Annotated in this window: 26 protein-coding genes; 13 read left to right on the top strand and 13 right to left on the bottom strand. The window is 71.5% G+C overall.

From position 1 onward, the window contains the following. The first annotated feature begins 76 nt into the window (after nucleotides 1-76). Nucleotides 77-685, top strand: coding sequence for a DUF1349 domain-containing protein (locus ACFY10_RS00490; protein WP_390662785.1), 609 nt, complete (start codon nucleotides 77-79; stop codon nucleotides 683-685). A 114-nt stretch (nucleotides 686-799) separates the two neighbouring features. On the opposite strand, the gene ACFY10_RS00485 is transcribed toward ACFY10_RS00490, so the two are convergent. After that, nucleotides 800-2,167 carry an MFS transporter gene (locus tag ACFY10_RS00485; RefSeq protein ID WP_390662784.1) on the bottom strand — a complete coding sequence of 456 codons (1,368 nt, stop codon included), beginning with the start codon at nucleotides 2,165-2,167 and terminating at the stop codon, nucleotides 800-802. A gap of 49 nt (nucleotides 2,168-2,216) precedes the next feature. Between ACFY10_RS00485 and ACFY10_RS00480 the strand changes: the two genes are divergently transcribed. The 5 genes from ACFY10_RS00480 to ACFY10_RS00460 all read left to right on the top strand — a co-directional run bounded on the left by ACFY10_RS00480 (nucleotide 2,217) and on the right by ACFY10_RS00460 (nucleotide 7,173). Further along, nucleotides 2,217-3,233 (top strand): GlxA family transcriptional regulator, encoded by a 1,017-nt coding sequence (locus ACFY10_RS00480; protein WP_390662783.1) that lies wholly within the window; start codon nucleotides 2,217-2,219, stop codon nucleotides 3,231-3,233. 345 nt (nucleotides 3,234-3,578) lie between these two features. After that, on the top strand, nucleotides 3,579-4,295 hold the full coding sequence (locus ACFY10_RS00475) for a DsbA family oxidoreductase (protein WP_390662782.1): 717 nt from the start codon (nucleotides 3,579-3,581) through the stop codon (nucleotides 4,293-4,295). A 107-nt stretch (nucleotides 4,296-4,402) separates the two neighbouring features. Continuing rightward, nucleotides 4,403-5,452, top strand: a complete 1,050-nt coding sequence (locus tag ACFY10_RS00470; RefSeq protein ID WP_390662781.1) for an aminotransferase class V-fold PLP-dependent enzyme — start codon at nucleotides 4,403-4,405, stop codon at nucleotides 5,450-5,452. A 40-nt stretch (nucleotides 5,453-5,492) separates the two neighbouring features. Beyond that, nucleotides 5,493-6,107, top strand: a complete 615-nt coding sequence (locus ACFY10_RS00465; RefSeq protein WP_390662780.1) for an RNA polymerase sigma factor — start codon at nucleotides 5,493-5,495, stop codon at nucleotides 6,105-6,107. Between the two features lie 61 nt (nucleotides 6,108-6,168). Continuing rightward, on the top strand, nucleotides 6,169-7,173 hold the full coding sequence (locus ACFY10_RS00460; protein WP_390662779.1) for a maleylpyruvate isomerase family mycothiol-dependent enzyme: 1,005 nt from the start codon (nucleotides 6,169-6,171) through the stop codon (nucleotides 7,171-7,173). Nucleotides 7,174-7,225: 52 nt separating this feature from the next. Here the strand turns inward: ACFY10_RS00460 and thpD are convergent, their stop codons facing one another. From thpD to ACFY10_RS00430, 6 genes are all read right to left on the bottom strand, one after another. Next, complete coding sequence (gene thpD, locus ACFY10_RS00455; protein WP_390662778.1) at nucleotides 7,226-8,116, bottom strand: ectoine hydroxylase; 891 nt, start codon at nucleotides 8,114-8,116, stop codon at nucleotides 7,226-7,228. Between the two features lie 7 nt (nucleotides 8,117-8,123). Then, entirely contained in the window at nucleotides 8,124-8,534 is a 411-nt protein-coding gene (locus ACFY10_RS00450) for an ectoine synthase (protein ID WP_390662777.1), read from the bottom strand. Between the two features lie 30 nt (nucleotides 8,535-8,564). Continuing rightward, complete coding sequence (gene ectB, locus ACFY10_RS00445; protein ID WP_390664102.1) at nucleotides 8,565-9,836, bottom strand: diaminobutyrate--2-oxoglutarate transaminase; 1,272 nt, start codon at nucleotides 9,834-9,836, stop codon at nucleotides 8,565-8,567. Nucleotides 9,837-9,917: 81 nt separating this feature from the next. Beyond that, a complete protein-coding gene (gene ectA, locus ACFY10_RS00440) occupies nucleotides 9,918-10,424 on the bottom strand; it encodes a diaminobutyrate acetyltransferase (RefSeq protein ID WP_390662776.1) in 507 nt (168 codons plus the stop codon). 318 nt (nucleotides 10,425-10,742) lie between these two features. After that, the gene (locus tag ACFY10_RS00435) at nucleotides 10,743-11,261 is read right to left on the bottom strand and encodes a DinB family protein (protein ID WP_390662775.1); all 519 of its coding nucleotides are present in this window, start codon (nucleotides 11,259-11,261) and stop codon (nucleotides 10,743-10,745) included. Nucleotides 11,262-11,344: 83 nt separating this feature from the next. After that, on the bottom strand, nucleotides 11,345-12,445 hold the full coding sequence (locus tag ACFY10_RS00430) for a pyridoxal-phosphate-dependent aminotransferase family protein (protein ID WP_390664101.1): 1,101 nt from the start codon (nucleotides 12,443-12,445) through the stop codon (nucleotides 11,345-11,347). A gap of 187 nt (nucleotides 12,446-12,632) precedes the next feature. On the opposite strand from ACFY10_RS00430, the gene ACFY10_RS00425 reads away from it, so the two are divergent. From ACFY10_RS00425 to ACFY10_RS00400, 6 genes are all read left to right on the top strand, one after another. After that, entirely contained in the window at nucleotides 12,633-13,490 is an 858-nt protein-coding gene (locus ACFY10_RS00425; RefSeq protein WP_390662774.1) for a transporter substrate-binding domain-containing protein, read from the top strand. Nucleotides 13,491-13,493: 3 nt separating this feature from the next. Then, complete coding sequence (locus ACFY10_RS00420) at nucleotides 13,494-14,327, top strand: amino acid ABC transporter permease (RefSeq protein ID WP_390662773.1); 834 nt, start codon at nucleotides 13,494-13,496, stop codon at nucleotides 14,325-14,327. Continuing rightward, on the top strand, nucleotides 14,324-15,133 hold the full coding sequence (locus ACFY10_RS00415; RefSeq protein ID WP_390662772.1) for an amino acid ABC transporter ATP-binding protein: 810 nt from the start codon (nucleotides 14,324-14,326) through the stop codon (nucleotides 15,131-15,133). The genes ACFY10_RS00420 and ACFY10_RS00415 overlap by 4 nt, the downstream gene beginning before the upstream one ends. A 55-nt stretch (nucleotides 15,134-15,188) precedes the next feature. Further along, nucleotides 15,189-15,980 (top strand): PIG-L deacetylase family protein, encoded by a 792-nt coding sequence (locus ACFY10_RS00410; RefSeq protein ID WP_390662771.1) that lies wholly within the window; start codon nucleotides 15,189-15,191, stop codon nucleotides 15,978-15,980. A 30-nt stretch (nucleotides 15,981-16,010) separates the two neighbouring features. Next, on the top strand, nucleotides 16,011-17,102 hold the full coding sequence (locus ACFY10_RS00405) for an amidohydrolase family protein (protein ID WP_390662770.1): 1,092 nt from the start codon (nucleotides 16,011-16,013) through the stop codon (nucleotides 17,100-17,102). Nucleotides 17,103-17,263: 161 nt separating this feature from the next. Then, complete coding sequence (locus tag ACFY10_RS00400; RefSeq protein WP_390662769.1) at nucleotides 17,264-18,196, top strand: SCO1860 family LAETG-anchored protein; 933 nt, start codon at nucleotides 17,264-17,266, stop codon at nucleotides 18,194-18,196. A gap of 131 nt (nucleotides 18,197-18,327) precedes the next feature. On the opposite strand, the gene cobC is transcribed toward ACFY10_RS00400, so the two are convergent. The 6 genes from cobC to cobM are packed head-to-tail and all read right to left on the bottom strand — an operon-like array spanning nucleotide 18,328 to nucleotide 24,645. Continuing rightward, complete coding sequence (gene cobC / locus ACFY10_RS00395) at nucleotides 18,328-19,392, bottom strand: Rv2231c family pyridoxal phosphate-dependent protein CobC (protein WP_390662768.1); 1,065 nt, start codon at nucleotides 19,390-19,392, stop codon at nucleotides 18,328-18,330. Beyond that, entirely contained in the window at nucleotides 19,382-20,308 is a 927-nt protein-coding gene (locus tag ACFY10_RS00390) for a sirohydrochlorin chelatase (protein WP_390662767.1), read from the bottom strand. Before ACFY10_RS00390 ends, cobC begins: the two co-directional genes overlap by 11 nt. Then, on the bottom strand, nucleotides 20,305-20,904 hold the full coding sequence (locus tag ACFY10_RS00385; protein WP_390662766.1) for a precorrin-8X methylmutase: 600 nt from the start codon (nucleotides 20,902-20,904) through the stop codon (nucleotides 20,305-20,307). The genes ACFY10_RS00390 and ACFY10_RS00385 overlap by 4 nt, the downstream gene beginning before the upstream one ends. Further along, entirely contained in the window at nucleotides 20,901-22,592 is a 1,692-nt protein-coding gene (gene cobJ / locus ACFY10_RS00380) for a precorrin-3B C(17)-methyltransferase (RefSeq protein WP_390662765.1), read from the bottom strand. Before cobJ ends, ACFY10_RS00385 begins: the two co-directional genes overlap by 4 nt. Next, entirely contained in the window at nucleotides 22,589-23,830 is a 1,242-nt protein-coding gene (gene cbiE / locus ACFY10_RS00375) for a precorrin-6y C5,15-methyltransferase (decarboxylating) subunit CbiE (protein ID WP_390662764.1), read from the bottom strand. The genes cobJ and cbiE overlap by 4 nt, the downstream gene beginning before the upstream one ends. Continuing rightward, a complete protein-coding gene (gene cobM, locus ACFY10_RS00370; protein ID WP_390662763.1) occupies nucleotides 23,827-24,645 on the bottom strand; it encodes a precorrin-4 C(11)-methyltransferase in 819 nt (272 codons plus the stop codon). Before cobM ends, cbiE begins: the two co-directional genes overlap by 4 nt. Before the next feature lie 109 nt (nucleotides 24,646-24,754). Between cobM and ACFY10_RS00365 the strand changes: the two genes are divergently transcribed. Next, nucleotides 24,755-25,483 carry a ZIP family metal transporter gene (locus tag ACFY10_RS00365; protein ID WP_390662762.1) on the top strand — a complete coding sequence of 243 codons (729 nt, stop codon included), beginning with the start codon at nucleotides 24,755-24,757 and terminating at the stop codon, nucleotides 25,481-25,483. Nucleotides 25,484-25,491: the final 8 nt, after the last annotated feature.

The raw sequence follows: 25,491 nt of genomic DNA, 5'->3' as shown, positions 1-25,491 counted from the left end.
ATCGGTCGTTTGTGGCTGATCGCGCAGTTCCCCGCGCCCCTTTGGGCGGCTGCAGTCCCCCTGAGACACTCTGGCGATGGACGTGGAACTTTCCGAACTCCCTTTCCCGCTCCGTACCTATGGTCCTCAGGGCAACTGGTCCTACGAGGACGGCGTGCTCACCGGATGGGCCGGGCCCCGGCAGGACCGGTTCGTGCCGCCCACCGGGGAGGCACTGGATCCGGCCTCCGACGCGCCTCGGCTTCTCGGGGCGCCCGAAGGGGACTTCCAGCTGATCGCGCGCGTCACGGTCGGGTTCGCCTCGGCCTTCGACGCGGGGGTCCTCTACGTCCATGTCGGCGAGCGGGCCTGGGCCAAGCTCTGCCTGGAGTACTCCCCGGACGTGCCCACCGTCTGCACGGTGGTCACCCGGGGCCACTCCGACGACGCCAACTCCTTCACTGTGGACGGCAGTTCGGTCTGGCTCCGGGTGAGCCGCACCGGCCGCGCCTTCGCCTTCCACGCCTCCCGCGACGGCAGGCGCTGGACCTTCGTCCGCCTCTTCACCCTGGGCGGAGAGAAGGAGACGGACGCCGCCCTGGTCGGCTTCATGACGCAGTCGCCGATGGGGGAGGGGTGCGTGGTGACGTACGACCACATAGAGTTCAGGCCCAACTGGCCCGCGGACTTGAGAGACGGCAGTTAAGCGCTCCGCGGGATGTGCCGCAATGTGCCGTGGTTCGTCTGCGGCGCCGTTGTGGCTGGTCGCGCCCACGCGGCGGAGCCGCAAATCGATGCAGCCCCGCGCCCCTCCAGGGCGCTACCGCAACCGAGACGTCGCCGCACCCGTCAGCGCGAGCAACCCCGCACTGATCACCAGGCTCACCCGCATCCCTCCGGCAAACCCGTCGGAGACCAACGTCCCGAACACGGCGATCCCCAGACCCCCCGCCACCTGCCGCGCAGCGTTCAGCACACCCGCCGCCAACCCCGCCCGCTCCGCCGGCACGGCGTCCATCATCGCGGCCGTCAGCGGCGGCACCGTCAACGCGCACCCCAGCGCCAACGGCACGAGCAGCACGGCCGCCAGAACAGAAGACGTGCCGGCGTCGACGTACAGCAGGACGAGCAGCCCCGCGACGGCCAGCCCCTGCCCGAGCAGCATCGGCAGCCTCGCGCCGTAGCGCCCCGCCAGCTTGCCCGCCACCACATTCGTCACCGCGATCAGACCCGTCATGGGCAGGAACGCCAGCCCGGCGTGGAGCGCCGACAGGCCCTGGACCTGCTGGAAGAAGAGCGAGAAGACGAACACCACGCTGTAGAAGGCCACGCTGACCGCCGCTCCCGCCGCGACCGCCACAGCCACCGTCCGGTTGCGGAACAGGCCGAGGGGCACGACCGGGTGCGGACTGCGGGCCTCGATCCGGAAGAACGCGACGGCAGCGACGACGGTCACCCCCACCGCCACCCAGCCGGCCACTCCGCCCTCGATCACCGCGAACGTCAGGGCCGTGAGGGCCACGACAGCGGTCGCCTGCCCCGGCAGGTCCAGCGGTGCCGGGCGGCGCTCGGAGCGCGGGGCCCGGACGAGCAGGACCAGGATCACCGCCCCCACCGGCAGATTGACGAAGAAGATCCCGCGCCAGTCCCAGACCGTGGTCAGCAGGCCGCCCGCCACCGGACCCAGCGCCACCGCCGCCGAACCGCCCGCCGCCCACGTGGCCACGGCACGGGCGCGCCGCGCCGGCTGAGTGAACGCCTGCCGCACCAGCGCCAGCGAGGCCGGGAGCACGACCGCCGCTGCCATGCCCTGCACAACCCGGGCGCCGATCAACGCCGGCAGGTTCGGCGCCAGCCCGCAGGCCGCCGAGGCGAGCGTGAAGACCGCGGTGCCGAGTGCGAACGCGCGGCTCGCCCCCGCCCGGTCCGAGAAGGCTCCGGTGGACAGCATCAGCGCGGCGAAGGGCAGGGTGTAGGCGTCCACCACCCACTGCAGGCCGGACATTCCGCCACCGAGGGAGGAGCCGATCGCGGGCAGAGCCACGTTCACCACGGACGCGTCGAGGCAGATCAGTGCGAAGCCGAGGAGGGCGGCGGCGAGGGTGAGTGCGGGGGATGGCCTTTTGGGCTCCAACCCGCTCTTGGAATGGGCGAGTTGACCGCCCTCGAGAGTCCGGTTCGTCGTCATGTGCCCATGCTGCGGATCTTCGCCGTCGTACAGTAGTGGCCTGAACGCCATGCATCCGGAGGTTCTGGCCATGCCGAGGAAACGGACACCGCACCGCATCGCCGTCATCGCGCCGTCGCCGGTCTCGATGTTCAACCTGGCCATTCCCGAGCTGCTGTTCGGCAAGGTCGAGGTGGACGGGCGGCCGGGCTACGAGGTGATCATCTGTGCCGCCGAGCCGGGGCCGGTGCCCACCTCCGGCAGCCTCGACCTGTACGTCCGGCACGGCCTCGACGCCGTGCGGGAGGCGGACACGGTGGTCGTCGCAGGCACGGGGGAGCCCTACGAGCCGGACCCGCGGATCGTGGCCGCCGTCAAGGAGGCGGCCGGTGACGGCAAGCGGATCGCGTCCCTGTGCACCGGCGCCTTCCAGCTCGCCGAGGCGGGCCTGCTCGAGGGCCGCCGGGCCACGACGTACTGGGCGCACGCCGAGGCGCTGCGCAGGCGGTACCCGCAGGTCGACCTCCAGGGAGATGTGCTCTACGTCCAGGACGGCCCGTTCGTGACCGCCTCCGGCTACGCCGCCGGCATCGACCTCTGCCTGCACATCATCCGCACGGACTACGGCGCCGCCGTCGCCAACGAGGTCGCCCGCCTCACCCTCGTCGCCCCCGTACGGCCGGGCGGCCAGACCCAGTTCACCCACACCCCGCTGCCGCCCGAGCGCGGCACCGCCTGTGCCGACACCCGCGGCTGGGCCATGCGCAACCTCGACAAGCCGCTCACCCTGACGGATCTGGCCCGCCATGCGGGAGTCTCCGTACGGACGCTGACCCGCCGCTTCCACGCCGAGAGCGGCGTCAGCCCGCTGCAGTGGCTGCTGCACCAGCGCATCGAGCGTGCCAGGGAACTCCTGGAGACCACCACCCTGCCCATGGACCAGGTGGCCCGCGCCTGCGGCCTGGGCACGGCGGACTCCCTTCGGGCCCATGTGGTCAGACGCACCGGGCTGACGCCGAGCGCCTACCGGGCGCAGTTCACCCGCCTGGGAACCGGGAGCGCCGCGGCCGCGTCCCCCGCTGCATGACGGTGCGCTGCGCGGGCTGAGCCGTGCCATGGGACGTGCCACGCGATACCGTCGGGCGGCTGCGGGTCCGTCGTGGTCGTTCGCGCGGTTCCCCGCGCCCCTTGGGGCGCTGGTCCGAGCCGCGAGCCACCACGGACCGTCGCCCGCGCTACGCGCACCCCCACTGGCACCGACGGGCCGCCGCAGGCATCCCGCCCAGCCTGCCGCAGGCGCGCGCCCGCAGAGGGCGACCACCACCTCTTCCTGCGCTACTCCGTGGCCGGGGAATGATCCTCGCTGCTTGAACGTTCATCCACTCGGCGGAGGGTGCCTCCGTACCCGTACGAGCTGAAGAGAGCCGAGAACATGAAGGTCGAGATCTGGTCGGACATAGCGTGCCCCTGGTGCTACGTGGGCAAGGCTCGCTTCGAGAAGGCCCTCGACGCCTTCCCGCACCGCGACCAGGTCGAGGTCGTGCACCGCTCCTTCGAACTGGACCCCGGCCGGGCCAAGGGCGACATCCAGCCGGTGATCAGGATGCTCACCAAGAAGTACGGCATGAGCGAGGCGCAGGCGCAGGCCGGCGAGGAGAACCTGGGCGCGCAGGCCGCCGCCGAGGGCCTGGAGTACCGCACCCGGGACCGCGACCACGGCAACACCTTCGACATGCACCGCCTGCTGCACTTCGCCAAGGAGCAGGGCAAGCAGGACGAGCTGATCCAGCTCCTCTACAAGGCGAACTTCGCCGAGGAGCGGTCCGTCTTCAGCGAGGGCGACGAGCGGCTGGTGGAGCTGGCCGTAGCCGCGGGTCTGGAGGCCGAGGACGCCCGCAAGGTGCTCGCCGACCCGGCCGCGTACGCCGACGAGGTCCGCGCCGACGAGCGCGAGGCCGCGCAGCTCGGTGCCAACGGCGTGCCGTTCTTCGTGCTCGACCGCAAGTTCGGCGTCTCCGGCGCCCAGCCCGCCGAGGTCTTCACCCAGGCGCTGACCCAGGCGTGGGGCGAGCGCTCGCCGCTGCAGCTGATCGACCAGGGTGACGCGGACGCATGCGGTCCCGACGGGTGCGCGGTGCCGCAGCACTGAGCAGCCGAGAAGACGCCGAGGTCGGGGCGGACATATAAGCGTTCCTTAGTGACACCACGTAGAAATCGGCAATGGACTATGGGTTCCCCGGGGCCCACAGTGGATCCATGGAGACCTTCGAGAGCCTGGTCCGCGCCGAGTTCGCCCCGAAGAACACCTATCTGAACACCGCGAGCACCGGGCTGGTACCGGCGCGCACCGTGGCCGCCATGCGCCTCGCCGTGGAGGCGGCCGCAGCCGGTGATCCGACCGACATGTTCGCCGACGTCGAGGCGAGCCGCGCCTGTTTCGCGCGGCTCGTCGGGGTGCCCGGGCGCCGGGTCGCGGCCGGGGCCTCCGTCGCCGTCTACAGCGGACTGATCGCCGCTTCCCTGCCGGAGGGCGCCGAAGTCCTCACCGCCGAGGGCGACTTCAGCTCCGTCGTGAACCCCTTCCACGTCCGCTCCGACCTCAAGGTGCGCAGCGTGCCACTGGAGCGCATCGCCGAGTCCGTACGGCCCGGCACCGCCCTGGTCGCGGTCAGCGCCGCGCAGTCCGCCGACGGGCGGGTGGCCGACCTGCCCGCGATCAGGGAGGCGGCGCGCGAGCACGGAGCGCGTACGTACATCGACGCGTCCCAGGCCACCGGATGGCTGGACTTCGACGCGGACGCCTACGACTACTCCGCCTCCGTCGCCTTCAAGTGGCTGATGTGCCCGCGGGGCGTGGCCTTCCTGGTCGTCCCGGAGGACCTCGGCGGGCTCACCCCGCTGTTCGCCGGCTGGGTGGCGGGGGAGCGCCCCTGGGACGCGTGCTACGGCCCCATCGACGAACTCGCCCACTCCGCAAGGCGGTTCGACGAGAGCCCCGCCCTGTTCTCCTACGCCGGCGCCCGCCGCTCCCTCGAACTCCTGGAGGAACTCGGCGCGGACGCCGTACGCGCCCACGACCTCGCCCTCGCCGACCGCTTCCGCACGGGCCTGGCCTCCCTCGGCCACGAGCCCGTCCCTTCCCCCGGCTCGCCGATCGTCTCGGTCCCCGGACTCGGCCGCCGCCAGGGCGAGTTGAGCAGCGCCGGAGTGGAGGTCTCCGACCGCGCGGGCAACCTGCGTGCCGCCTTCCACCTCTACAACACCCCGGCCGATGTCGACCGGCTGCTGGACGTCCTGTCTGCCTGAACCACTGGCGCGGGCCCTGCGGGGACGCTAGGAAGGGCACGTGGAGTCCACGGGCAGTACCCCAGTACGGCCGCCCGCCGACGCGGAGCTGCACCGGCGGCTGGTGTACGGGGACGAGTCCGCGCTGGCCGAGGCGTACGGGGCGTACGGGGCTCTGGTGCGGCGGGTCGCCGTGCGGGTCACCCGCTCTCCGGCCGCCGCCGAGGACGTGGCGCAGGAGGTCTTCGCCCAGCTGTGGAGCAGGCCCTACGCCTTCGACGCGGACCGGGGCTCGCTGCGCACCTGGCTGTCCATGCTCGCCCACCGGCGGGCCGTGGACTGGGTGCGCAGCGAGGCCCGGCACCGCAAGGACGCCCACGCCGACGACTCCGCGCTGCACGCCATCCCGGACGCCTCGCCCGGCCCCGACGAGACGGTCGTCGACCGCGAACGCTCCCTCCTGCTGCACACCGCCCTCGCCGAACTCCCGCAGCCCCAGCGGGAGGTGGTGCACCTGGCCTACTTCGCGGGCCGCACCTACCGGCAGGCCGCCGTCGAACTGGGCATCCCCGAGGGCACCGCCAAGACTCGCCTGCGCACGGCTTTACGCAGCTTGGCAGCTTCTTTAACGGATTTGACCGACCCACCGGACCAGGCGCTGGAAAGGGGCGCATGATGGCGACAGGGTGTCCCGAAGCCGGTCCGGAACACGGTGCGGCACAGGAGGGAGGCGCTCGGTGACCGACGACCACGACGGCGTACGCGACCTGCTGGCCGCGTGGGCCTTCGGCGCCCTCCCGCCGGCCGAGGAACGGGTGGTTCCCGGGCATCTCGCCGAGTGCGAGGCCTGCGCGGCGGAGGCGGAACGCCTGCGCGAGACGGTACGGCTGCTCGACGGACCGGTGCCGAACGCCGCGGCCGGGCACCCCACCCTCGACGTCCTGTCCGCCGCCCTGCGGGCCCGCCCCGCCACACCCCGCGTCGCCGCGCACGCCGCCCCCTACGCCGTCGCCGTCGCCGGGCTCAAGGCACTGCTGCCCGAGGCGGAGGGCCGCTGGGGCACACCGGTCGTGCACGACTGGGACGTGCACGCGACCGTCGCCCACCTGCTCGCCGCCGACGAGCCCCTGGCCGGGCGGCTCGGCATCCCGGCCCGTCTACCGGCCTCCCCGGTGGCCGAGGGCGCACGCTGGGAGGACACCTGGAACCGCCGCAGCGCCGATGTCATCGCGCACGAGCACGGCCGTACGCCCGAGGAGACGGTCGCCGACTGGGCTGCGCAGGCGGCCGCGCTGCTCGCGGTGCCCGAGGCCCGCGAGCCCGAACTGGCCGCGCGGGCAACGATGTTGATGGGGGTACGGCTGCCCGTCGCCGACCACTTCGTGGTGCGCGCCTTCGAGACCTGGATCCACACCGACGACATCGGCCGCGCCCTCGGCCTCGCCGTCCCGCCGCCGCTCGCCGAGCATCTGGGGCGGCTGGTACGGCTGGCCGTGCGCATCCTCGGCCTGGCCCTCGGCCCCACCGCGCAGCCGGTGCTGTTCGCCGTCGACGGCGGCGGACAGTGGGTACTGGGCTCGGAGGACGAACCGGTACGGGCCGAACTCGCCCTGGATCCGGTCGACTTCTGCCTGCTGGTCGGCGGCCGCCACGCCCCGGACGAGGTGCCGCGCCGCAGCGCGGGAGACGAGGGCGCCGTCAGGAACGTACTGGAGCGGGCGGCTTCGCTGGCCTGGCTGTAGCAAAGAGGCGGGCCGGGGTGAACCCGGCCCGCCTCTTCGCTTTCAGGTCACGTCACTTCACCGGCGTGAAGTCCCGCGCACCAATGAACTCAGGCCGCCGGATCGGCGCCGCGAACGGCTCCACGGCCGTGTTCTCCACGCTGTTGAACACGATGAACACGTTGCTGCGCGGGAACGGCGTGATGTTGTCGCCCGAGCCGTGCATGCAGTTGCAGTCGAACCAGGTCGCGGAGCCGGCCTTGCCGGTGAAGAGCTTGATGCCGTACTCGCCGGCCATGGCGGTCAGCGCCTCGTCCGACGGCGTGCCCGCGTCCTGCATCTGCAGCGACTGCTTGTAGTTGTCCTTGGGTGTGGCTCCCGCGCACCCGAGGAACGTGCGGTGCGACCCCGGCATGATCATGAGGCCGCCGTTGGTGTCGTAGTTCTCGGTCAGCGCGATCGAGACGGACACCGTGCGCATGTTGGGCAGGCCGTCCTCGGCGTGCCAGGTCTCGAAGTCCGAGTGCCAGTAGAAGCCGCTGGCCCCGAAGCCCGGCTTGACGTTGATCCGCGACTGGTGGACGTAGACGTCCGAGCCGAGGATCTGCCGCGCCCGGCCCACGACCCGCTCGTCGCGCACGAGATTCGCGAACACCTCGCTGATCTTGTGCACTTCGAAGACGGAGCGGATCTCCTTGGACTTCGGCTCGATGATCGAGCGCTCGTCGGCCCGGATCGCCGGGTCGGTGACGAGGCGCTCCAACTCCCGGTGGTAGACGGCCACTTCGTCCGGGGCGATGAGCTGGTCGATGGCCAGGAAGCCGTCCCGCTCGAACGACTGGAGGTCACCGGCCGAGACCGGGCCCGGCGTGTCGGGGGAGCCCCACACGACGGGGTCCTGGCGCGGGGTCGACACCTCGGTGGCGGCGCGGCTGGGGTAGAGATCAGTGACGGTGGTGGTCATGGTGATGTCACACCTCCTCGGGCTCGGGCTCGGTGAGCAGCGGGTAGACGCCGTGCTCGTCGTGGTCCTCCCGTCCGGTCACGGGCGGGTTGAAGACACAGATGCAGCGGAAGTCCTCCTTGATCCGCATCGTGTGCCGCTCGTGTCCGTCGAGGAGGTACATGGTGCCGGGCGTGATCGTGTACTTCTGCCCGGTCTCGTCGTCGGTGAGCTCGGCCTCGCCCTCGACGCACACGACGGCCTCGATGTGGTTCGCGTACCACATCGACGTCTCCGTACCCGCGTACAGGACGGTCTCGTGGAGCGAGAAGCCGACCCTCTCCTTGGCGAGGACGATGCGTTTGCTCTCCCACGTGCCGGACGCGGCCTTCACATGCCGGTCGGTGCCTTCGATGTCCTTGAACGAACGGACGATCACGGTGCTGCACTACTCCTTTTCTAATTGGGTCTAGTTGGTTTCGCGTACGGCGCGGGCGAGGATGCTGAGCCCCTCGTCCATCTCGTCGGCCGTGACGGTGAGCGCCGGGAGGAGCTTGACGACCTCGCTCTCGGGGCCCGACGTCTCGATGAGCAGCCCGAGTTCGAAGGCACGCCGCGCGACCCGCTCGGCACGCCCCTTGTCGTGGAACTCCAGGCCCCACACGAGCCCGCGCCCGCGGTGCTCCTTGACGGCGCCGCCGCTCTCCTCGGTGATGGCGACGAGGGCCTGCTCGACCTGCTCACCGCGCGCCCGGGTCTGCTTCTCCATCACGGACCCGTCCGCCCAGTACGCCTCCAGCGCGGCGGTGGCCGTCACGAAGGCGGGGTTGTTGCCGCGGAAGGTGCCGTTGTGCTCGCCCGGCTCCCAGATGTCCAGCTCGGGCTTGAACAGGCAGAGCGACATGGGCAGTCCGTAGCCGCTGATCGACTTGGACACGGTGACGATGTCCGGCGTGATGCCGGCCTCCTCGAAGGAGAAGAAGGCGCCGGTACGCCCGCAGCCCATCTGGATGTCGTCGACGATGAGCAGCATGTCCTGGCGCTCGCACAGCTCGGCGAGCGCACGCAGCCACTCCGGGCGTGCGACGTTGATGCCGCCCTCGCCCTGCACGGTCTCGACGATCACGGCCGCGGGCTTGTTGAGGCCGGACCCCTGGTCCTCCAGGAGCCGCTCGAACCACAGGAAGTCCGGGACCTTGCCGTCGAAGTAGTTGTCGAACGGCATGGGCGTGCCATGGACGAGCGGGATCCCGGCTCCGGCCCGCTTGAAGGCGTTCCCGGTGACGGCCAGCGACCCCAGGGACATTCCGTGGAAGGCGTTGGTGAACGACACGATGGCCTCGCGCCCCTTCACCTTCCGCGCGAGCTTGAGCGCGGACTCCACGGCGTTGGTGCCGGTCGGGCCCGGGAACATGACCTTGTACGGCAGGTCACGGGGCCGCAGCACCAGGTCCTGGAAGGTCTGCAGGAAGGAACGCTTGGCGGTGGTCGACATGTCGAGCCCGTGCGTGACGCCGTCCCGCTCCAGGTAGTCGATCAACGCCCGTTTCAGGACGGGGTTGTTGTGGCCGTAGTTCAGCGAGCCCGCTCCGGCGAAGAAGTCCAGGTACTCATGACCGTCCTCGTCGTACATGCGGCTGCCGTGCGCACGGTCGAAGACGGTGGGCCAGCCGCGGCAGTAGCTGCGCACCTCGGACTCGAGTGTCTCGAAGACGCTGAGGTCGGGCTGGGTGATGGTCACGACGAATCGCTCCTCGTTGCGTGGGGGGAGTGCGTAGGGGTCGTCAGTGGGGTTGGTCATCGGTGCCGTCATCGGTGTCGGTCAGAGGGAGAGGGGACCGATGCGGTACAGGACTTCGGGGTCGTGCGGCCCGTCGGGGAACAGGCCCTCGTCGAACAGCACCTCGCGCTCCACGAGGGCGCCGTGCCGCTCGGCGAACGAGGTGAACAGGCGCTCGGAGCCGGTGTTGCCCGGTGTGATGGTGGTCTCGACGGCGGTGATCCGGTGCGCGGCACCGGTCCGCGCGACGAGCCCGTCGAGCAGGGCGCCGGCCAGCCCGCGCCCGCGGTACGCCTCGTCCACGGCCACCTGCCACACCAGCAGGGTGCGCGGGCGGTCCGGCCGTACGTAGGCGGTGACGAAGCCGACCGGCTCCCCGCGCCCGTCGCGGGCCACGGCCGAGGTGGCCGCGAAGTCGCGACACCACAGCAGATAGCTGTACGACGAGTTGAGGTCGAGGGCTTTCGAGTCCTTGGCAATCCGCCACAACGCGGCTCCGTCCGCGACCTGCGGACGGTCGATGTGCAGATCTGCTTGAGCGGCAGTCATGCGGATTGAATTTACCGAGGGAAATTCGAAATTGCATCGCCGGTGAGGGTTACGAACGACGGGGTCCTGTGTTATCGCGCGGGCGCGTACGGCCGCACGGAACGAGGGTGATAGTAGCCGTATTGTCCGGAAAATACGGTGCAAATCGACCGTGATGTGTAACGCGTCACAGGCATGTAACCCCCACGAGATCTGCCCGAATTCCACCGGTTGGCGTTCGCGAAATCTTTGCGTTTAGGTCGGGAAAAAGCGGGCAGAAGAATACGGGAAGCTGCACGGAAATGAATTCCGGAATTACGCCTGAAGTTAGGCTCGCAATTAGGTGCCGGTTGCGCCGTCGATTCGTTCCCGCAAGATGTCGGCGTGCCCGTTGTGCCGGGCGTACTCCTCGATCATATGAATGAGCACCCAGCGCAGACTGACCTCCAGCCCTGCCATGGGGCCGTCGGCAATCCGCCCGGTGTAGTCCAGCGAACGCCCGTCACACAGTTCCCGCCCGCGCGCGATCTCCCGGCGCCACACATCCAGCGCCTCGTCGAGCCCTCGCGCCGGGTCGAGCGCGTACCCGGTCTCCTCTTCGTACACCGGCGGCGTGTCGAGCCCGCCGACCACCCGCTGGAACCAGTTCCGCTCGACCTCGGCGAGGTGCTGCACCAACCCGAGCAGCGTGAGCGCCGACGGCTCCGCGGCCGGCAGCCGCACCTGCGCATCGTCCAACTCCGCACACTTCAGGGCCAACGTGGCCCGATGAAAGTCGAGCCAACTGTCGAGCATGGGCCGCTCGTCGCCGGTGAGGTGGGGGATGGGCCGGCCGTCGGGGAGAGTCTGGAAAGCCATGGGGCGAGCATGACACCCCAAGCCGTCCGCCGGGGCCTCATCATTCAGCCCGTCCGGCGTTTGAGGACGAGGGAAGCCCGCGGTTACCACCAGGTGTTCTCCACGGCCCGTCGAGCCGCGGCCAGGTCGACCGTCAGCCCCTTCTCCGCCAGCGCAGCGCCCAGCGCCGCCAGGCACCCCTGCACCACACCCACCGCCGCATCGACGCCGTAGTGATTGACCCGAATCATCTCCTTGGCCAGCGCACCCCCGCCCGCCGCCAGCGGCAACGCCGGGTCCGACGACAGCGCCCGCGCCACCAGCTCCGACGCGACCACCCCCGCCGGCGCCCTCAACGTCGTGGCGACCGGCGCCGCCTCCCCGGCCTCGTACACATAGGGTTCCAGCCCCCCGCCGAGAGCCACCGCCCCCGCCCGGGTCGCGCCCGCGGCCGCCGCGTGCCGGGCCATGACGGCATCGAGCCCCACCGCCTCGATCTGCTCGACGCACGCCTCCAGCGCCAGCATCTCCAACTGCGCCGGCGCATGCAGCAGCGCCTTCCGTCCGCCGTCGACCCACCGCTCCTTCCAGTCCAGAAGGGAGAGGTACGACCGTCGCGGTGCCCCCGGATTGGCGGCCATCCGCGCCCACGCCCGCTCGCTCACCGAAACCGCCGACACCCCTGCGGGCCCGCCCATCGCCTTCTGCGCCCCGATGACGCACAGATCCACACCCCACGCGTCCGGCAGCACCGGCTCGGCCCCGATGGAGGCGACGGCGTCCAGATAGAACAGCGCCCCCTGCTCCCGTACGGCCTCCCCGATCTCCGCGACCGGGTTGGTGTTTCCGGTCGCCGCCTCCGCATGCACCAGCGACACGAAGTCGATGTCAGGGCGCTCGGCGAACGCGGCCCGGATCTGCTCGGCGGTGACAGCCGTGTGGAAGGGCACGGCGAGGTCGATCACCGTCGCCCCGCAGTCCCGCAGCCAGTTCCCGAAGGTCTGCCCGTACGGACCCGTGATGACGTTCAGTGCGACGGTCCCCGGTCCGGCGGCGGCGCGAATCGCCCCCTCCAACGGCAGCAGCGCCTCGCCCTGCATGATCACGACGTCCTGCTCGGTGCCGAGCAACCGCGCCACCCGGTCCTCGATCGAGGCGAAGCGCGCGGCGCTCAGCGGGGGCAGGTCGAGGAAAGGGTGGGTCACGACGGTGCTCTCTTCGCTCACGAGTGGTCGGCTCAGTCGAGGGTATCCACCCCCAGTGACCCACTCGTGTCCCTGCCTTCACTTGCGACTTCTTAGGCCGGGCAGCCCCGCAACCATCGGTTTGATTTGAGAGACCCAAACATCTCCTTATAATCGGAACCCACAGTTCCCACACAGGAGGCCACCCGTGAAGATGTTCTCCGGGCGCCGGACCCGCATTCTGGCCGCCACCACCGCGACGGCCGGGCTGGTGCTCGTGGCCGCCTGTACTTCGACCGGCAGCGGCGGCAGCGGCAGCAAGACCGCCGCCGGCGGCGTCGAGCTGGTCAAGGCCGGACAGCTCACCACCTGCACCCACCTGCCGTATCCGCCCTTCCAGTCGGAGATCAACGGCAAGGTGCAGGGCTTCGACGTGTCGCTGATCGATCTCGTCGCCAAGAACCTGGGCGTGAAGCAGCAGATCCTCGACACGCCCTTCGAGAACTTCAAGACCGGCGCGTTCCTCAACTCCGGCGAGTGCGACGTCGCCGCGGCCGGCATGACCATCACCGCCGAGCGCAAGAAGAACGTCGACTTCTCGGACCCGTACTTCGACGCCACCCAGGCCCTCCTGGTCGACAAGAACAGCGGCATCACCTCGCTCGCCGACGCGAAGGCCAAGAAGGTCAAGCTCGGCGCCCAGGCGCAGACCACCGGCGAGGACTACGCGAAGAAGCAGGGCTTCGACCCGGTCTCCTTCGAGTCCTCCGACGCCGTCCTCAACGGCCTGCGCACCGGCCAGGTCAAGGCCGTCATCATCGACTACCCGGTCGTCCAGGGCTGGCTGAAGGACAAGGCCAACGCGAACGCCTACCAGGTCGCCGACAACCTCAACACCGGTGAGCAGTACGGCTTCACGGTGAAGAAGGGCAACACCAAGCTCCTCGCCGCCCTCAACAAGGCGATCAAGGACGCGAAGGCCGACGGCACGTACAAGAAGCTGTACGAGAAGTGGATCGGCCCGTACACCGCCTCCGCCGCCTCTCCGTCCCCCTCCGCGTCCTGACCCATGGCCGACACTGACGTACAACTCCAGCCCAGGAAAAAGGGCCTGACCCGCAGTCAGAAGCGCAGCCTGTCACGCGGCGCGCAGTACGTCGTCTTCGTCGCCGCCGTGATCGCTTTCGCGGTCTCGGCGGACTGGGGGCGGCTGAAGAACCAGTTCGCGCAGGGCAGCATCGCCAAGCAGATGTTCCCGGACGTCATCACGCTGGCGCTGAAGAACACCGTGCTGTACACGCTGTCCGGGTTCGTCGTCGGACTGGCGCTCGGCATGGTGATCGCGCTGATGCGGCTGTCGTCCGTGGGTCCCTACCGCTGGCTGGCCGGCATCTACATCGAGATCTTCCGCGGCCTGCCCGCCCTGCTGATCTTCATCTTCATCGGGGTCGCCGTCCCGCTGGCCTTCCCCGGCACGGAGATCGTCGGCGGCACGTACGGCAAGGTGGCCCTCGCGCTCGGCCTGGTCGCCGCCGCCTACATGGCCGAGACGATCCGCGCGGGCATCCAGGCGGTGCCCAAGGGCCAGATGGAGGCGGCCCGTTCGCTGGGCTTCTCACCGGCCCGCGCCATGATCTCGATCATCATCCCGCAGGCGTTCCGCATCATCCTCCCTCCACTCACCAACGAACTCGTCCTCCTCTTCAAGGACTCCTCCCTCGTCCTGTTCCTCGGCGTCACCCTGGAGGAGCGCGAACTGTCCAAGTACGGCCGTGACCTCGCCAGCCAGACCGCCAACTCCACGCCGATCCTGGTCGCCGGCCTGTGCTATCTGCTGGTCACGATCCCGCTCGGCTTCGTCGTACGCCGCATGGAGGCGAAGGCCCAGGAGGCCGTCAAATGAGCGAGAAGCCGCTGACCGGGCGCCCGGAAATCGAAGTGCGCGGCCTGCACAAGTCCTTCGGCGACAACGAGGTGCTGCGCGGCATCGACCTGGAGATCAACCAGGGCGAGGTCGTGTGCGTCATCGGCCCGTCCGGCTCGGGCAAGTCGACGCTCCTGCGCTGCGTGAACCTTCTCGAAGAACCGACCAAGGGCCAGGTCTTCGTCGGCGGCACCGAACTCACCGATCCCGACGTCGACATCGACGCCGTTCGCCGCCGTATCGGCATGGTCTTCCAGCAGTTCAACCTCTTTCCGCACCTCACGGTGACCGAGAACCTGACGCTGCCGCAGCGCCGGGTGCTCAGGCGTGACAAGGCGGCGGCCGCAAAGGTGGCCGCCGAGAACCTGGAGCGGGTGGGCCTGTCGGAGAAGGCGGACGCCTACCCCGCCTCCCTCTCCGGCGGCCAGCAGCAGCGCGTGGCGATCGCGCGCTCGCTGTCGATGGGCCCGGAAGTGATGCTCTTCGACGAGCCGACGTCGGCGCTGGACCCGGAGCTGGTGGGGGACGTACTGGCCGTGATGCGCATGCTGGCTCGGGACGGCATGACGATGATGGTCGTCACTCACGAGATGACGTTCGCCCGCGAGGTCGCCGACCGGGTCGTCTTCATGGACGGCGGCGTGATCGTCGAGGACGGCGCACCGGCCCAGGTCATCGGCAACCCCTCCCACGACCGCACCCGCCACTTCCTCTCCCGCCTCCTCGACCCCGCGATGGCCGAGGTGGAGGAGGAGACGTCGGACCAGGTGGGCGAGAAGGACTGAAGAGGACATACGCACCTCTGTCGCCCAGCTCGCCGGTACCGTCATCATTCGGGGCATGACGACTCTCGACGACCCGGCAGCCTTCGGCGCCGGGACCATACTGCCCCTGCTGCCGGAGGACTGGGAGCGCTGCCTGGCCGTGGCGGCGCACCCGGACGACATCGAGTACGGGACGGCGTCGGCCGTGGCCCGCTGGACGACGCAGGGCAAGCACGTCACGTACCTGCTGGTCACGCGCGGCGAGGCGGGTATCGACGGACTGCACCCGGATCAGGCGGGCCCGCTGCGCGAGGCCGAGGAGCGGGCCGGGGCGCGTGAAGTGGGCGTGGACGCGGTCGAGTTCCTCGACCACCGCGACGGGACCGTCGAGTACGGGCCGGCGCTGCGCCTCGACATCGTGCGGGCGATCCGCAGGCACCGTCCGCAGGTCGTCGTGACGGGCGCGTACACGGTGCGCATGGTCGCCGGAGTGGTCAACCAGGCCGACCATCGCGTGGTCGGACTCGCCGCCCTCGACGCGGCCCGGGACGCCGGCAACCGGTGGATCTTCCCGGAACTCGCCGACGAGGGCCTGAAACCCTGGGGCGGGGTGCGCTTCGTGTGCGTCGCCGGTACCGATCGCCCCACCCACGGCGTGGACGTGTCCGGCGAGCCGCTGGAACGGGGCATCGCATCCCTTGCCGCCCACGCCGAATACACCAAGGGCCTCGGGGCGCAGAGCTTCGACCCCCGCGCCTTCCTCACCTGGGCGGCCCGCCGGGGCGGCCCCGCGCTCGGCGTCGAGGCGGCGGTCCTCTTCGACGTGCACCAGCTCGCCTTCGAGGGACCACCACCCTGGGAACAGTGACCTTCCGCGCCGCTGACTAAGGTGCGGTCCATGAGCGATCGCACGGTGCTGCACGTGAAGGGCCGGGTCCTGGTTGGGCCCGACGACGTCCGGGACGAGCTGTGGGTCGTCGGCGGCAGGGTCTCGTACGACCGTCCCGCCGGCGCCCACGACATCCGTACCGTCGAGGGCTGGACCCTCCCCGGCCTGGTCGACGCCCACTGCCACGTCGGCCTCGGCCCGCACGGCCCGGTCGACCAGGACGTGGCGGAGAAACAGGCCCTCACCGACCGCGACGCCGGCACCCTCCTCATCCGCGACGCCGGCTCCCCCTCCGACACCCGCTGGGTCGACGACCGCGAGGACCTCCCGAAGATCATCCGAGCGGGACGCCACATCGCCCGCACCCGCCGCTACATGCGCGGCTACGCGCACGAGATCGAACCGGAGGACCTGGTCGCCTACGTCGCCCAGGAGGCCCGCCGCGGCGACGGCTGGGTGAAGCTGGTCGGCGACTGGATCGACCGCGACCTCGGCGACCTGGCCCCCAGCTGGCCGCGCGACGCGGTCGAGGCCGCCATCGCCGAGGCCCACCGCCTGGGCGCCCGCGTCACCGCGCACTGCTTCGCCGAGAACTCACTGAAGGACCTGGTCGAGGCCGGCATCGACTGCATCGAGCACGCCACGGGCCTGACCGACGACCTGATCCCGCTCTTCGCCTCGCGCGGCGTCGCGATCGTCCCGACCCTCGTCAATATCGCGACCTTCCCGCAGCTCGCCAACGGCGGCGAGGCCAGGTTCCCGCAGTGGTCGGCCCATATGCGCCGCCTCCACGAACGCCGCTACGACACCGTGCGGGGCGCCTACGACGCCGGCATCCCGGTCTACGTCGGCACCGACGCCGGCGGCCACCTCGCCCACGGCCTGGTGGCGGGCGAGGTGGCGGAGCTGGTCACCGCCGGTATCCCGCCCGTCGAGGCGTTGTCGGCGACGACCTGGGGCGCGCGGAAGTGGCTCGGCCGGCCCGGACTGGAAGAGGGGGCGCCGGCCGACCTCGTGGTGTACGAGGGCGATCCACGGGCCGACGTACGTGTACTCGCGGCCCCTCGGCGGGTAGTGGTCAACGGGAACATCGTCGGTTAGGCGATGCGGCAGTGAAAGAGTGGAACGCCTGTGCCCGGTGATTCGAAAACGTTCACGGGGAACACACGATGGGGTGAAGTGGCGACGGAACGCCTTCAGTTCACTCCTGGTGCGTAATTCTTGACGGGTCCCGAGCAAGAATCCTCTGAGGGGTCCCCACCTTGAACGGCAAGAACTTCCGCATGCCCGCACGCCGTCTCGCCACCGTCGCGACGGCCACGGCCCTCGCCGCCGGTCCTGCGGTGCTGGCCGGCGCGGGCTCCGCGCACGCGACCGGCGACCAGGGCCGCGCGAGCGCCGTCGTCCTGCGCACCGGGCTCGATGTGTCCCTGCTCAACAAGACCGTGAACGTCCCCCTCGCGGTCTCGCTCAACCAGGTCGAGGCGCCCCGGAGCGCCGAGAAGACGGCGCTGACCGCCAAGCTGGACGGCGTGAACGGTGGCAAGGCCTTCAGCGTGCTGGACGCGAAGGCGGCGTCCGCCACGGCGAGCGTCACCTCCGCCCGGGCCGAGGGCCGCACCAACCTCGCCCACGCCTCCGTCCACGTCCCCGGGCTGCCGCTGCTGTCCCTCATCGAGCTCGAGCAGGTCACCTCGAAGGCGGTCTGCGAGGCCGGGAAGAAGCCCGTCGCCGCCTCGAACCTGGGCGGCTCGGTGACCGTCCTGGGCAAGAAGGTCACACTGACGACCGGCGGCACCACGGACGTCAAGGCGCCCGGCATCGGCGAGGTGCGCCTCGACCTGTCGAAGACGGAGACCACCTCGCGTACGGCGGCCGCCACCGCCCTTGAACTCAAGGTCTCCGTCAACCCGTTGAAGCTGAACGTGGCCGAGGTCGAGGGCACCCTCACCCTGGCGAAGGCGACCTGCGAGACCCCGGCAGCGGCCGCGCAGCAGTCGGCGACGCCCAGCACGGACCCCGCGGGCGGCTCCGACGGCTCCAACGGCTCGAGCGGCACCAAGGCGCAGGGCGAGGAGGCAGGGCTCGCCCGGACCGGCGGCAGCTCCATGACGCCGTACATCGCGGGCGGGGCGATCGCCCTGGTCGTGGCGGGCGGCGGAGCGGTGGCGCTGGCGCGGCGCGGCCGAAGCTGAGCGCTCCGCTGGGTGTGCGGCTCTGGGCGTCTTTTGTCTGCGGGGCCGTCGTGGCTGGTCGCGCAGTTCCCCGCGCCCCTTAAGGGGCGCGGGCCCCGCTCAGCACGCCCCGCACACCCCGCCCGCGGCCGTCAGCGACGCGATGACGCCAGTGTCAGTGCGCGGTCCAGGGCCTGTAGGAAGGAGTTGACCGTCGCTCGGTCCCGCACCGCCAGGCGTAGCCACTCCTCGCCCAGGCCCGGGAACGTGTCCCCGCGCCGGACCGCGAACCCCAGATCCCGTAGATGCCCGCGCACGGCTGCCGCCCGAGGCAGTCGTACGAGGACGAAGGGACCCTCGGCGGGCTCCGCCAGCCGCAGTCCGTCCGAGGCGAACTCGCTCAGTCCGGCGACGAGATGGGCCCGGTCGGCGGCGATGCGGTGCGCCGCGTGTGCCGCCTCCGCCAGGGCCTGCGGCCCCATGCAGGCCTCGGCGGCGGTCAGCGCGGGCGTGGACACCGGCCACAGGGGCTGGGCGCGCTCCAGGTCGGCGATCGTCTCGGGGGCGGCGAGGACGTAGCCGATCCGGAGTCCGGCCAGCCCCCAGGTCTTGGTCAGGCTGCGCAGGACGACGAGCCCGGGCACGTCCGTCCGTCCGGCCAGTGCCTCCCGCTCGCCGGGAACCGCGTCCATGAACGCCTCGTCGACGACCAAGGTCCGCCCGGGGCGGGCGAGTTGGGCAATGGTCGCGGCGGGGTGGAGGACGGAGGTCGGGTTCGTCGGGTTGCCGATCACCACCAGGTCCGCGTCCTCGGGGACCGCCGCCGGGTCCAGCCGGAAGCCGTCCTCCTCCCGCAGCAGCACCCGGTCCACCGTGTGACCCGCGTCCCGCAGCGCCGCCTCCGGCTCCGTGAACTGCGGGTGGACGACGACCGGTTGACGTACCTTCAGGGCGCGGGCGAGCAGGACGAACGCCTCGGCGGCGCCCGCCGTCAGCAGCACCCGCTCCACCGGGAGCCCGTGCCGCGCCGCCACCGCCGCCCGTGCGGCCCGTCCGTCCGGATAGGCCGCGAGGGAACCGAGCGAACCTGCGATGCGCTCGCGCAGCCAGGCCGGCGGTGTGTCCGCGCGGACGTTCACCGCCAGGTCGACGAGCGCGGAGCCGTCGTCTCGTACCTCGGCGTCACCGTGGTGACGGAGATCGTGCTCAGTGCGCATGGGCGTGTCCGCCGTGGTGGTGTCCGTGGTGGTGATGGTGACCGTCGTCGTCCGGGTGGAAGTGCGGCTGCTGCGGCAGGCCGACCTTGTCCTCGAACCCGGGCAGCGCGATGCGGTACACACACGAGTCGCAGTTCATCCGCAGGTCGCCCTTGACGGCCTCCTGGTACCGCTCCATCACCAGATCGAGCAGCTCCGGCTCCGGGCCGATGACGTCCGCGGAGCGCACCTCGGTCTCCGGGTGCGCGGCCGCCCAGCCCTCGGTCTGCTGCCGTACCCGGTCCGGCAGGATGCCGGTGAACAGGAAGTACGGCAGGACCACGATCCGCTTCGCGCCCAGCCTGGCGCACCGGTCGAGCCCGCTCGGCACGTCCGGTGCCGCCAGCGACACGAACGCCGTCTCCACGCCCGCGTACCCGCGCCCCTCCCACAGCAGCCGCGCCGCCTTGTGCACCTCGGCGTTGGCGTCGGGATCCGTCGACCCGCGTCCGACCAGCAGCACGGTCACGTCGGCCCGGTCCTCCGGCGTCCGCGCGGCCTTGCCGAGCGCCTCGTCCAGCCGCCGCTCCAGGACCGACAGCAGCGAGGGGTGCGGGCCCAGCGGACGCCCGTACGTGTACGAGATCCCCGGGTGGCGCTCCTTCTCGCGGGACAGCGCCGCCGGGATGTCCCCCTTGGCGTGCCCGGCGGAGACCAGCATCAGCGGTACGGCGGCGAAACGCCGTACCCCCTGCTCCACCAGTTCGGCGACGGCCTCGCCGAGCGGCGGCGGCGACAGCTCGATGAAGCCGCCCGCGACGGGCAGATCGGGGTGGCGGTCCCCCAGCTGCCGTACGAAGTCGCGGAACGCCTCGGCCCCGGCGTCGTCCCGGGTGCCGTGACCGGCGATGAGCAGGGCGGGCGGCGGGGTGGTCACGATTTCTCCTCGGAGTACGAAGTGGGGTGGTACAGCAGGGCGTTGAGCGCGGCGGAGGCGACCGCCGACCCGCCCTTCTCGGACACGTTGCTCACCGCGGGCAGTCCGCTCTCGCGCAACGCGGCCTTCGACTCGACCGCGCCGACGAAGCCGACGGGCAGGCCGATGACCAGTGCGGGGGAGGCGTCCAGGGTCAGCAGCTCCTCCAGCGCGGTCGGCGCGTTGCCGATCACCCAGAGGGCTCCCGGGCCGACCTGCTCGTAGGCGAGCCGTATCGCGTGCGCCGAACGGGTCAGTCCGGGACCGGACTCGGCGTCCCTGAGCCGGCACACCGTCTCGCGCCGGGTGATCCCGGCCGCGACCATCTCCACGTCCACGACGACGGGCGCCCCGCCGTGCAGGGCGGCATACGCCTTTTCGAGGGCGCCCTCGTCCATGACGAGATCGGTCGCGTAGTCGAGGTCGGCGGCGGAGTGGACGACCCGCTCCACCACCGCACGCGTCAGCGGCGGGAAGTGCGAGGTGTCCAGACGGGCACGCAGCCGCCGGTAGGACTCCTCCTCGATCGGATGGACCACACGGGCCGCACGGTTCACTGAGTGCCCTCCTGCCAGCGGTAGCCGCGCGGCGTCACCATGCGCCCCGCGATCTCACGGGTCGCCGTGTTGCCCACGGTCACGACCGTCATCATGTCGACCGTCGCCGGGTCGAGCGAGGCCAGGTCGGTCACCCGGCTGGACTCGTCCGGCCGCGACGCGTTCCGCACGACACCGACCGGTGTCGTCGGCTCGCGGTGCCCGGCGAGGATCGCGAGTGCCTTCGGCAGCTGCCAGTCCCGGCCCCGGGAACGGGGGTTGTAGAAGGTGACCACGATGTCCGCCTCGGCCGCCGCGCGCACCCGACGCTCGATGACCTCCCACGGTGTGTGCAAGTCGGAGAGGCTGATGGACACATGGTCGTGCCCGAGCGGCGCGCCCAGGATCGCCCCGGCCGCGAGCGCCGCGGTGACGCCCGGTACGCCGGTCACGTCGATGTCGTCGGAGGCCTCGGCGAGCGCGGGGGAGGCCATGGCGTACACGCCTGCGTCGCCGCTGCCGATCAGCGCGACGGCCTGCCCCTTGCGGGCCTCGGCGACCGCGGTCCGCGCCCGCTCCTCCTCGGCGCCGAGCCCCGACTCCAGGATCCGGGTGCCGGGCCGCAGCAGGTCGCGGATCTGGTCGACGTACTGGTCGAGCCCGACGAGCACGGAGGCGCGCCGCAGTTCGGCCGTGGCACGCGGGGTGAGCAGATCGCGGGCGCCGGGACCGAGCCCGACCACCGCGAGCCGCCCGCGCCCCGGACGCCGTACGACGGCACAGGTCGCCATCGAGGCGTGCCCGTCGGCCCGTGCCGACTTCCGCTTGGGGACGAGGAGTTCACCGCCGCGGGCGAGCGCGGAGGCCTCGGCGACGGACGGAGTGCCCACGGCGGTGAGGGGTGCCTCGGAGGGGTTGGGCACGTCGACCTTCGCCAACTCCTCGGCGGAGTACGTCACCACGGGCACCCCGAGCCGCGCAGCCGCCTCGACGATGCCGGGCTCGTCGCGCTTGGCGTCGACGGTGGCGAGCTCGGCGACGCTACGGGGAGAAAGTCCCGCATCCCGCAACGCGTCCTCGACCAGCCCGAGCACCTCGTCGACCGGGGCGCCCTTGGACGCGCCCACGCCGATGACGAGCGTCGGCGGGCGCAACAGCACCTCGCCGTCGCCGGGTTCGACCGCGCGGTCCGTCAGCCGGACGGTCCGCGTGCCCTCCGCTGCGAACGGCAGCGGCGGCAGCGGCCACGCCACCTCCGCGTCCAGCGCGACCGGCTCGCCGTCCAGCAGGGCCCGTGTCACGCCGGCGACATCGCCCTCCACGGGGAGACCGAGGGTGTCCAGACCGGGGATGCCGACGGCGTCCGTCGCCGTGGTCACCACGGGCTCGGCACCCAGCAACTCACCCACCCGCTCGGCGAGTTCATTGGCACCGCCTCCGTGCCCGCCCACCAGCGACACGGCGAACCGCCCGCCCTCGTCGACGCACACCACACCCGGGTCGGACGCCTTGTCGCCCAACAGCGGCGCCACGAGCCGTACGACAGCGCCGGTCGCCAGGAAACACACGAGCTGCTCGCACTCCGCGAACGCGGCCCGTACGGCGTCCCCCACAGGACCCTCGTACACGCGCGTGCGGTCCGGCCACGCCGCGGCCAGCCGGTCGCGCGCCGCCGCCCCCGCCGCGGTGGCGGAAATGAGGCCGATCACAGGGCAACTCCTTCGTGAGACACGGGGGTTCTGGTCCCCCACAGCAGGAATACGGGATTCGTCGCCGCGAGGCGGGTGACGTCCCCTGGCAGCGGTGCGAGCCGCGAGGACTGCAACAGCACTCCGTCGCAGTCGAACCCGGCACCGGTGAGCGCGGTGCGCACCGCGGGCACCCGGTCCAGCGCGGCCATGGCGACCACGACCGTCCGCCGGGCCCGCCGCGCGCAGGCACCGACGATCCCGGGCAGCTCGCGCCCCCCGCCGCCGACGAACACGGCGTCGGGATCGTCGAGTTCGGACAGCGCCTCGGGCGCCGCCCCGTGCACGACGTGGACGTCGACACCGTGCGCTTCGACATTCGCACGGATCCGCTCCACCCCGTCCGGGGCCTTCTCGACCGCGCTGACGGCGGCGCCCAGCCGCGCGCACTCCACGGCCACGGAACCCGAGCCGGAGCCGACGTCCCAGACCAGGTCGCCGGGGCGCGGCCCGAGCCGGGCCAGCGCAAGGGCCCGTACCTCGAACTTGGTGATCATCGAGTCGCGGTGGGCGAACTCGCCCTCGTCCAGCGCCCATTCGGAGGGCCGTGCCGCTGCCGCTCCCGCGAGCGTCCGTACGGGACCCAGCGTCCGCGTCTCGTCCAGGCACAGGACGACACTCACGGCCGTACCCCAGTCGCGGCCCGCGGCCTCGGCGGGGGAGACCCGCTCCAGGCGCTCCTCCGCGGAGCCCAGCGCGGAGGCGACGACCAGGACCCGCCCGGGCGCGGTGCGGGCGAGCGCGGCGCCGAGTTCCGCCGGACCCGCGCCGGGCCCGGTCAGCACGGCGGCCTTCGGGTGCGCCCGGCAGACATTGACGGCGGTCCGCGGATCCCGCCCGTGCGCGCTGACGACGACCGCGTCGTCCCAGGTCAGCCCGAGCCGGGCAAAGGCGGTGGCGACGGAGGAGACACCGGGCCGTACGTCGAGCCGCTCCGCACCGAACCGCTCGGCCAGAGCCCGCACGATCCCGAAGAACCCGGGGTCGCCCGAGGCCAGCACGACCACGTGCGCCTCTTTGGCGACGTACTCCTCCATGGCGTCCAGGGCGGGCGCCAGCGGCCCGAGCACGATCCGCTCGGCGGTCTCGGGCAGCCCTACGGCGTCCAGGTGCCGTCGCCCGCCCACGACGAGCTCGGCCCCCGCCACCGCTTCGAGGGGAACGGGCGCGCCCGTCCCCGTACCGACGACCGTGATCACGTACTGGCACCCCGCGCGCGCAGGGCCCTGCGGGCCTCCGGGTCGGCCTTGCGGTAGCCGTGGAAGTGGCCGGGGTGGTACAGGTGCGAGCGGGTGCCCTCGGCGTCCAGTGCCGGGCCGACCAGGAAGAGGGTGTGCTTCCAGAGCTTGTGCTCCTTGACCGTCTCCTCCAGCGTGGCGATCGTGCACCGCACGACCAGCTCCTCCGGCCAGGTCGCCTGGTAGGCGACCACGACGGGGGTCGAAGTCGGATAGCCGCCTTCGAGCAGCTCGCGCACCAGCTGTCCGCTGCGGGCGGCGGACAGGAAGATCGCCATGGTGGTGCCGTGCTTGGCGAACTCCCGTACCTCCTCACCGGGCGGCATCGGCGTCTTGCCGCCGCCGAGCCGGGTCAGGACGACGGACTGCGCGACCTCCGGGATGGTCAACTCGCGCTGCGCAAGCGCCGCGACGGCGGAGAACGCGGACACGCCGGGCACGACCTCCGTCTCTATGCCGATCCGCGCACACCGGTCGAGCTGCTCCTGGGTACCGCCCCACAGGGCGGGATCGCCGGAGTGGATACGAGCGACGCGCAGTCCGTCCGCCCGGGCCCGCTCGTAGACGGCGACGACGTCCTCCAGCGACATCGTCGCCGAGTCGAGGATCTCCGCGTCCTCGCGCGCATGCTCGAGGACCTCCGCCTGCACCAGGCTCGCGGCCCAGATCACGACGTCGGCCTCGGCGATGGCGCGCGCGGCACGGAACGTCAACAGGTCGGCGGCGCCGGGGCCGGCACCGACGAAGGTCACCTTGCCGGTGGGGGCATCGGCCATGGGTTCGGTCCTCTCTAGCAAAGCTCTGGGTCTGGCTCTGGGCTTACGAGTCGTGTGGATGTTGCCGTCGGACGTGCGTGAACGGGGGCTGATCGGATAGCAAGGGCGTATGGCGGTCTTCGTCGCGCTCGGCGCGTTCCTGATGACGCTGGCCGGCGGCTGGACGGCACAGCGTGTGACCGACCGCCGCCATCTGGTCCTGGGCCTGGCCGGCGGACTGATGCTGGGTGTCGTCGGCCTGGACCTGCTGCCGGAGGCGCTCAAGGCGGCGGGCGAAGAGGTCTTCGGCGTACCGGCGGCCCTGCTCCTGTTCGTGACGGGATTCCTGCTGGCCCATCTGGTGGAACGCCTGCTGGCCGCCCGCCAGGCCGCGCACGGCGGGGAGGAGAGCAACGGCCGCGCGCCCGAGGTGGGCCTGACGGCGGCCGCGGCCATGGTCGGTCACAGCTTCATGGACGGCGTCGCGATCGGCGCGGCCTTCCAGGTCGGCGGCGGCATGGGCGCGGCGGTCGCGCTGGCCGTCGTCGCCCACGACTTCGCGGACGGCTTCAACACGTACACGATCACGAGCCTGTACGGAAACGCCCGCCGCAAGGCCCTGGCCATGCTGTTCGCGGACGCGGTGGCCCCGGTGGCCGGTGCGGCCTCGACGGCCTTCGTCACCATCCCGGAGGGACTGCTCGGCGGCTACCTCGGCCTCTTCGGCGGCGTACTCCTCTACCTCGCCGCCGCCGAGATCCTCCCCGAGGCGCACCACGAACACCCCGCCCGCTCGACCCTGCTGTGCACGGTGGCGGGAGCGGCGTTCATCTGGCTGGTGGTGGGCCTGGCCGGGTGATCCGGCGC

This window comes from Streptomyces sp. NPDC001401 (assembly GCF_042895385.1).
GTDB lineage: Bacteria > Actinomycetota > Actinomycetes > Streptomycetales > Streptomycetaceae > Streptomyces.
Note: the sequence above shows the minus strand (reverse complement) of the source record. Positions and strands in the feature narration are given on the sequence as shown.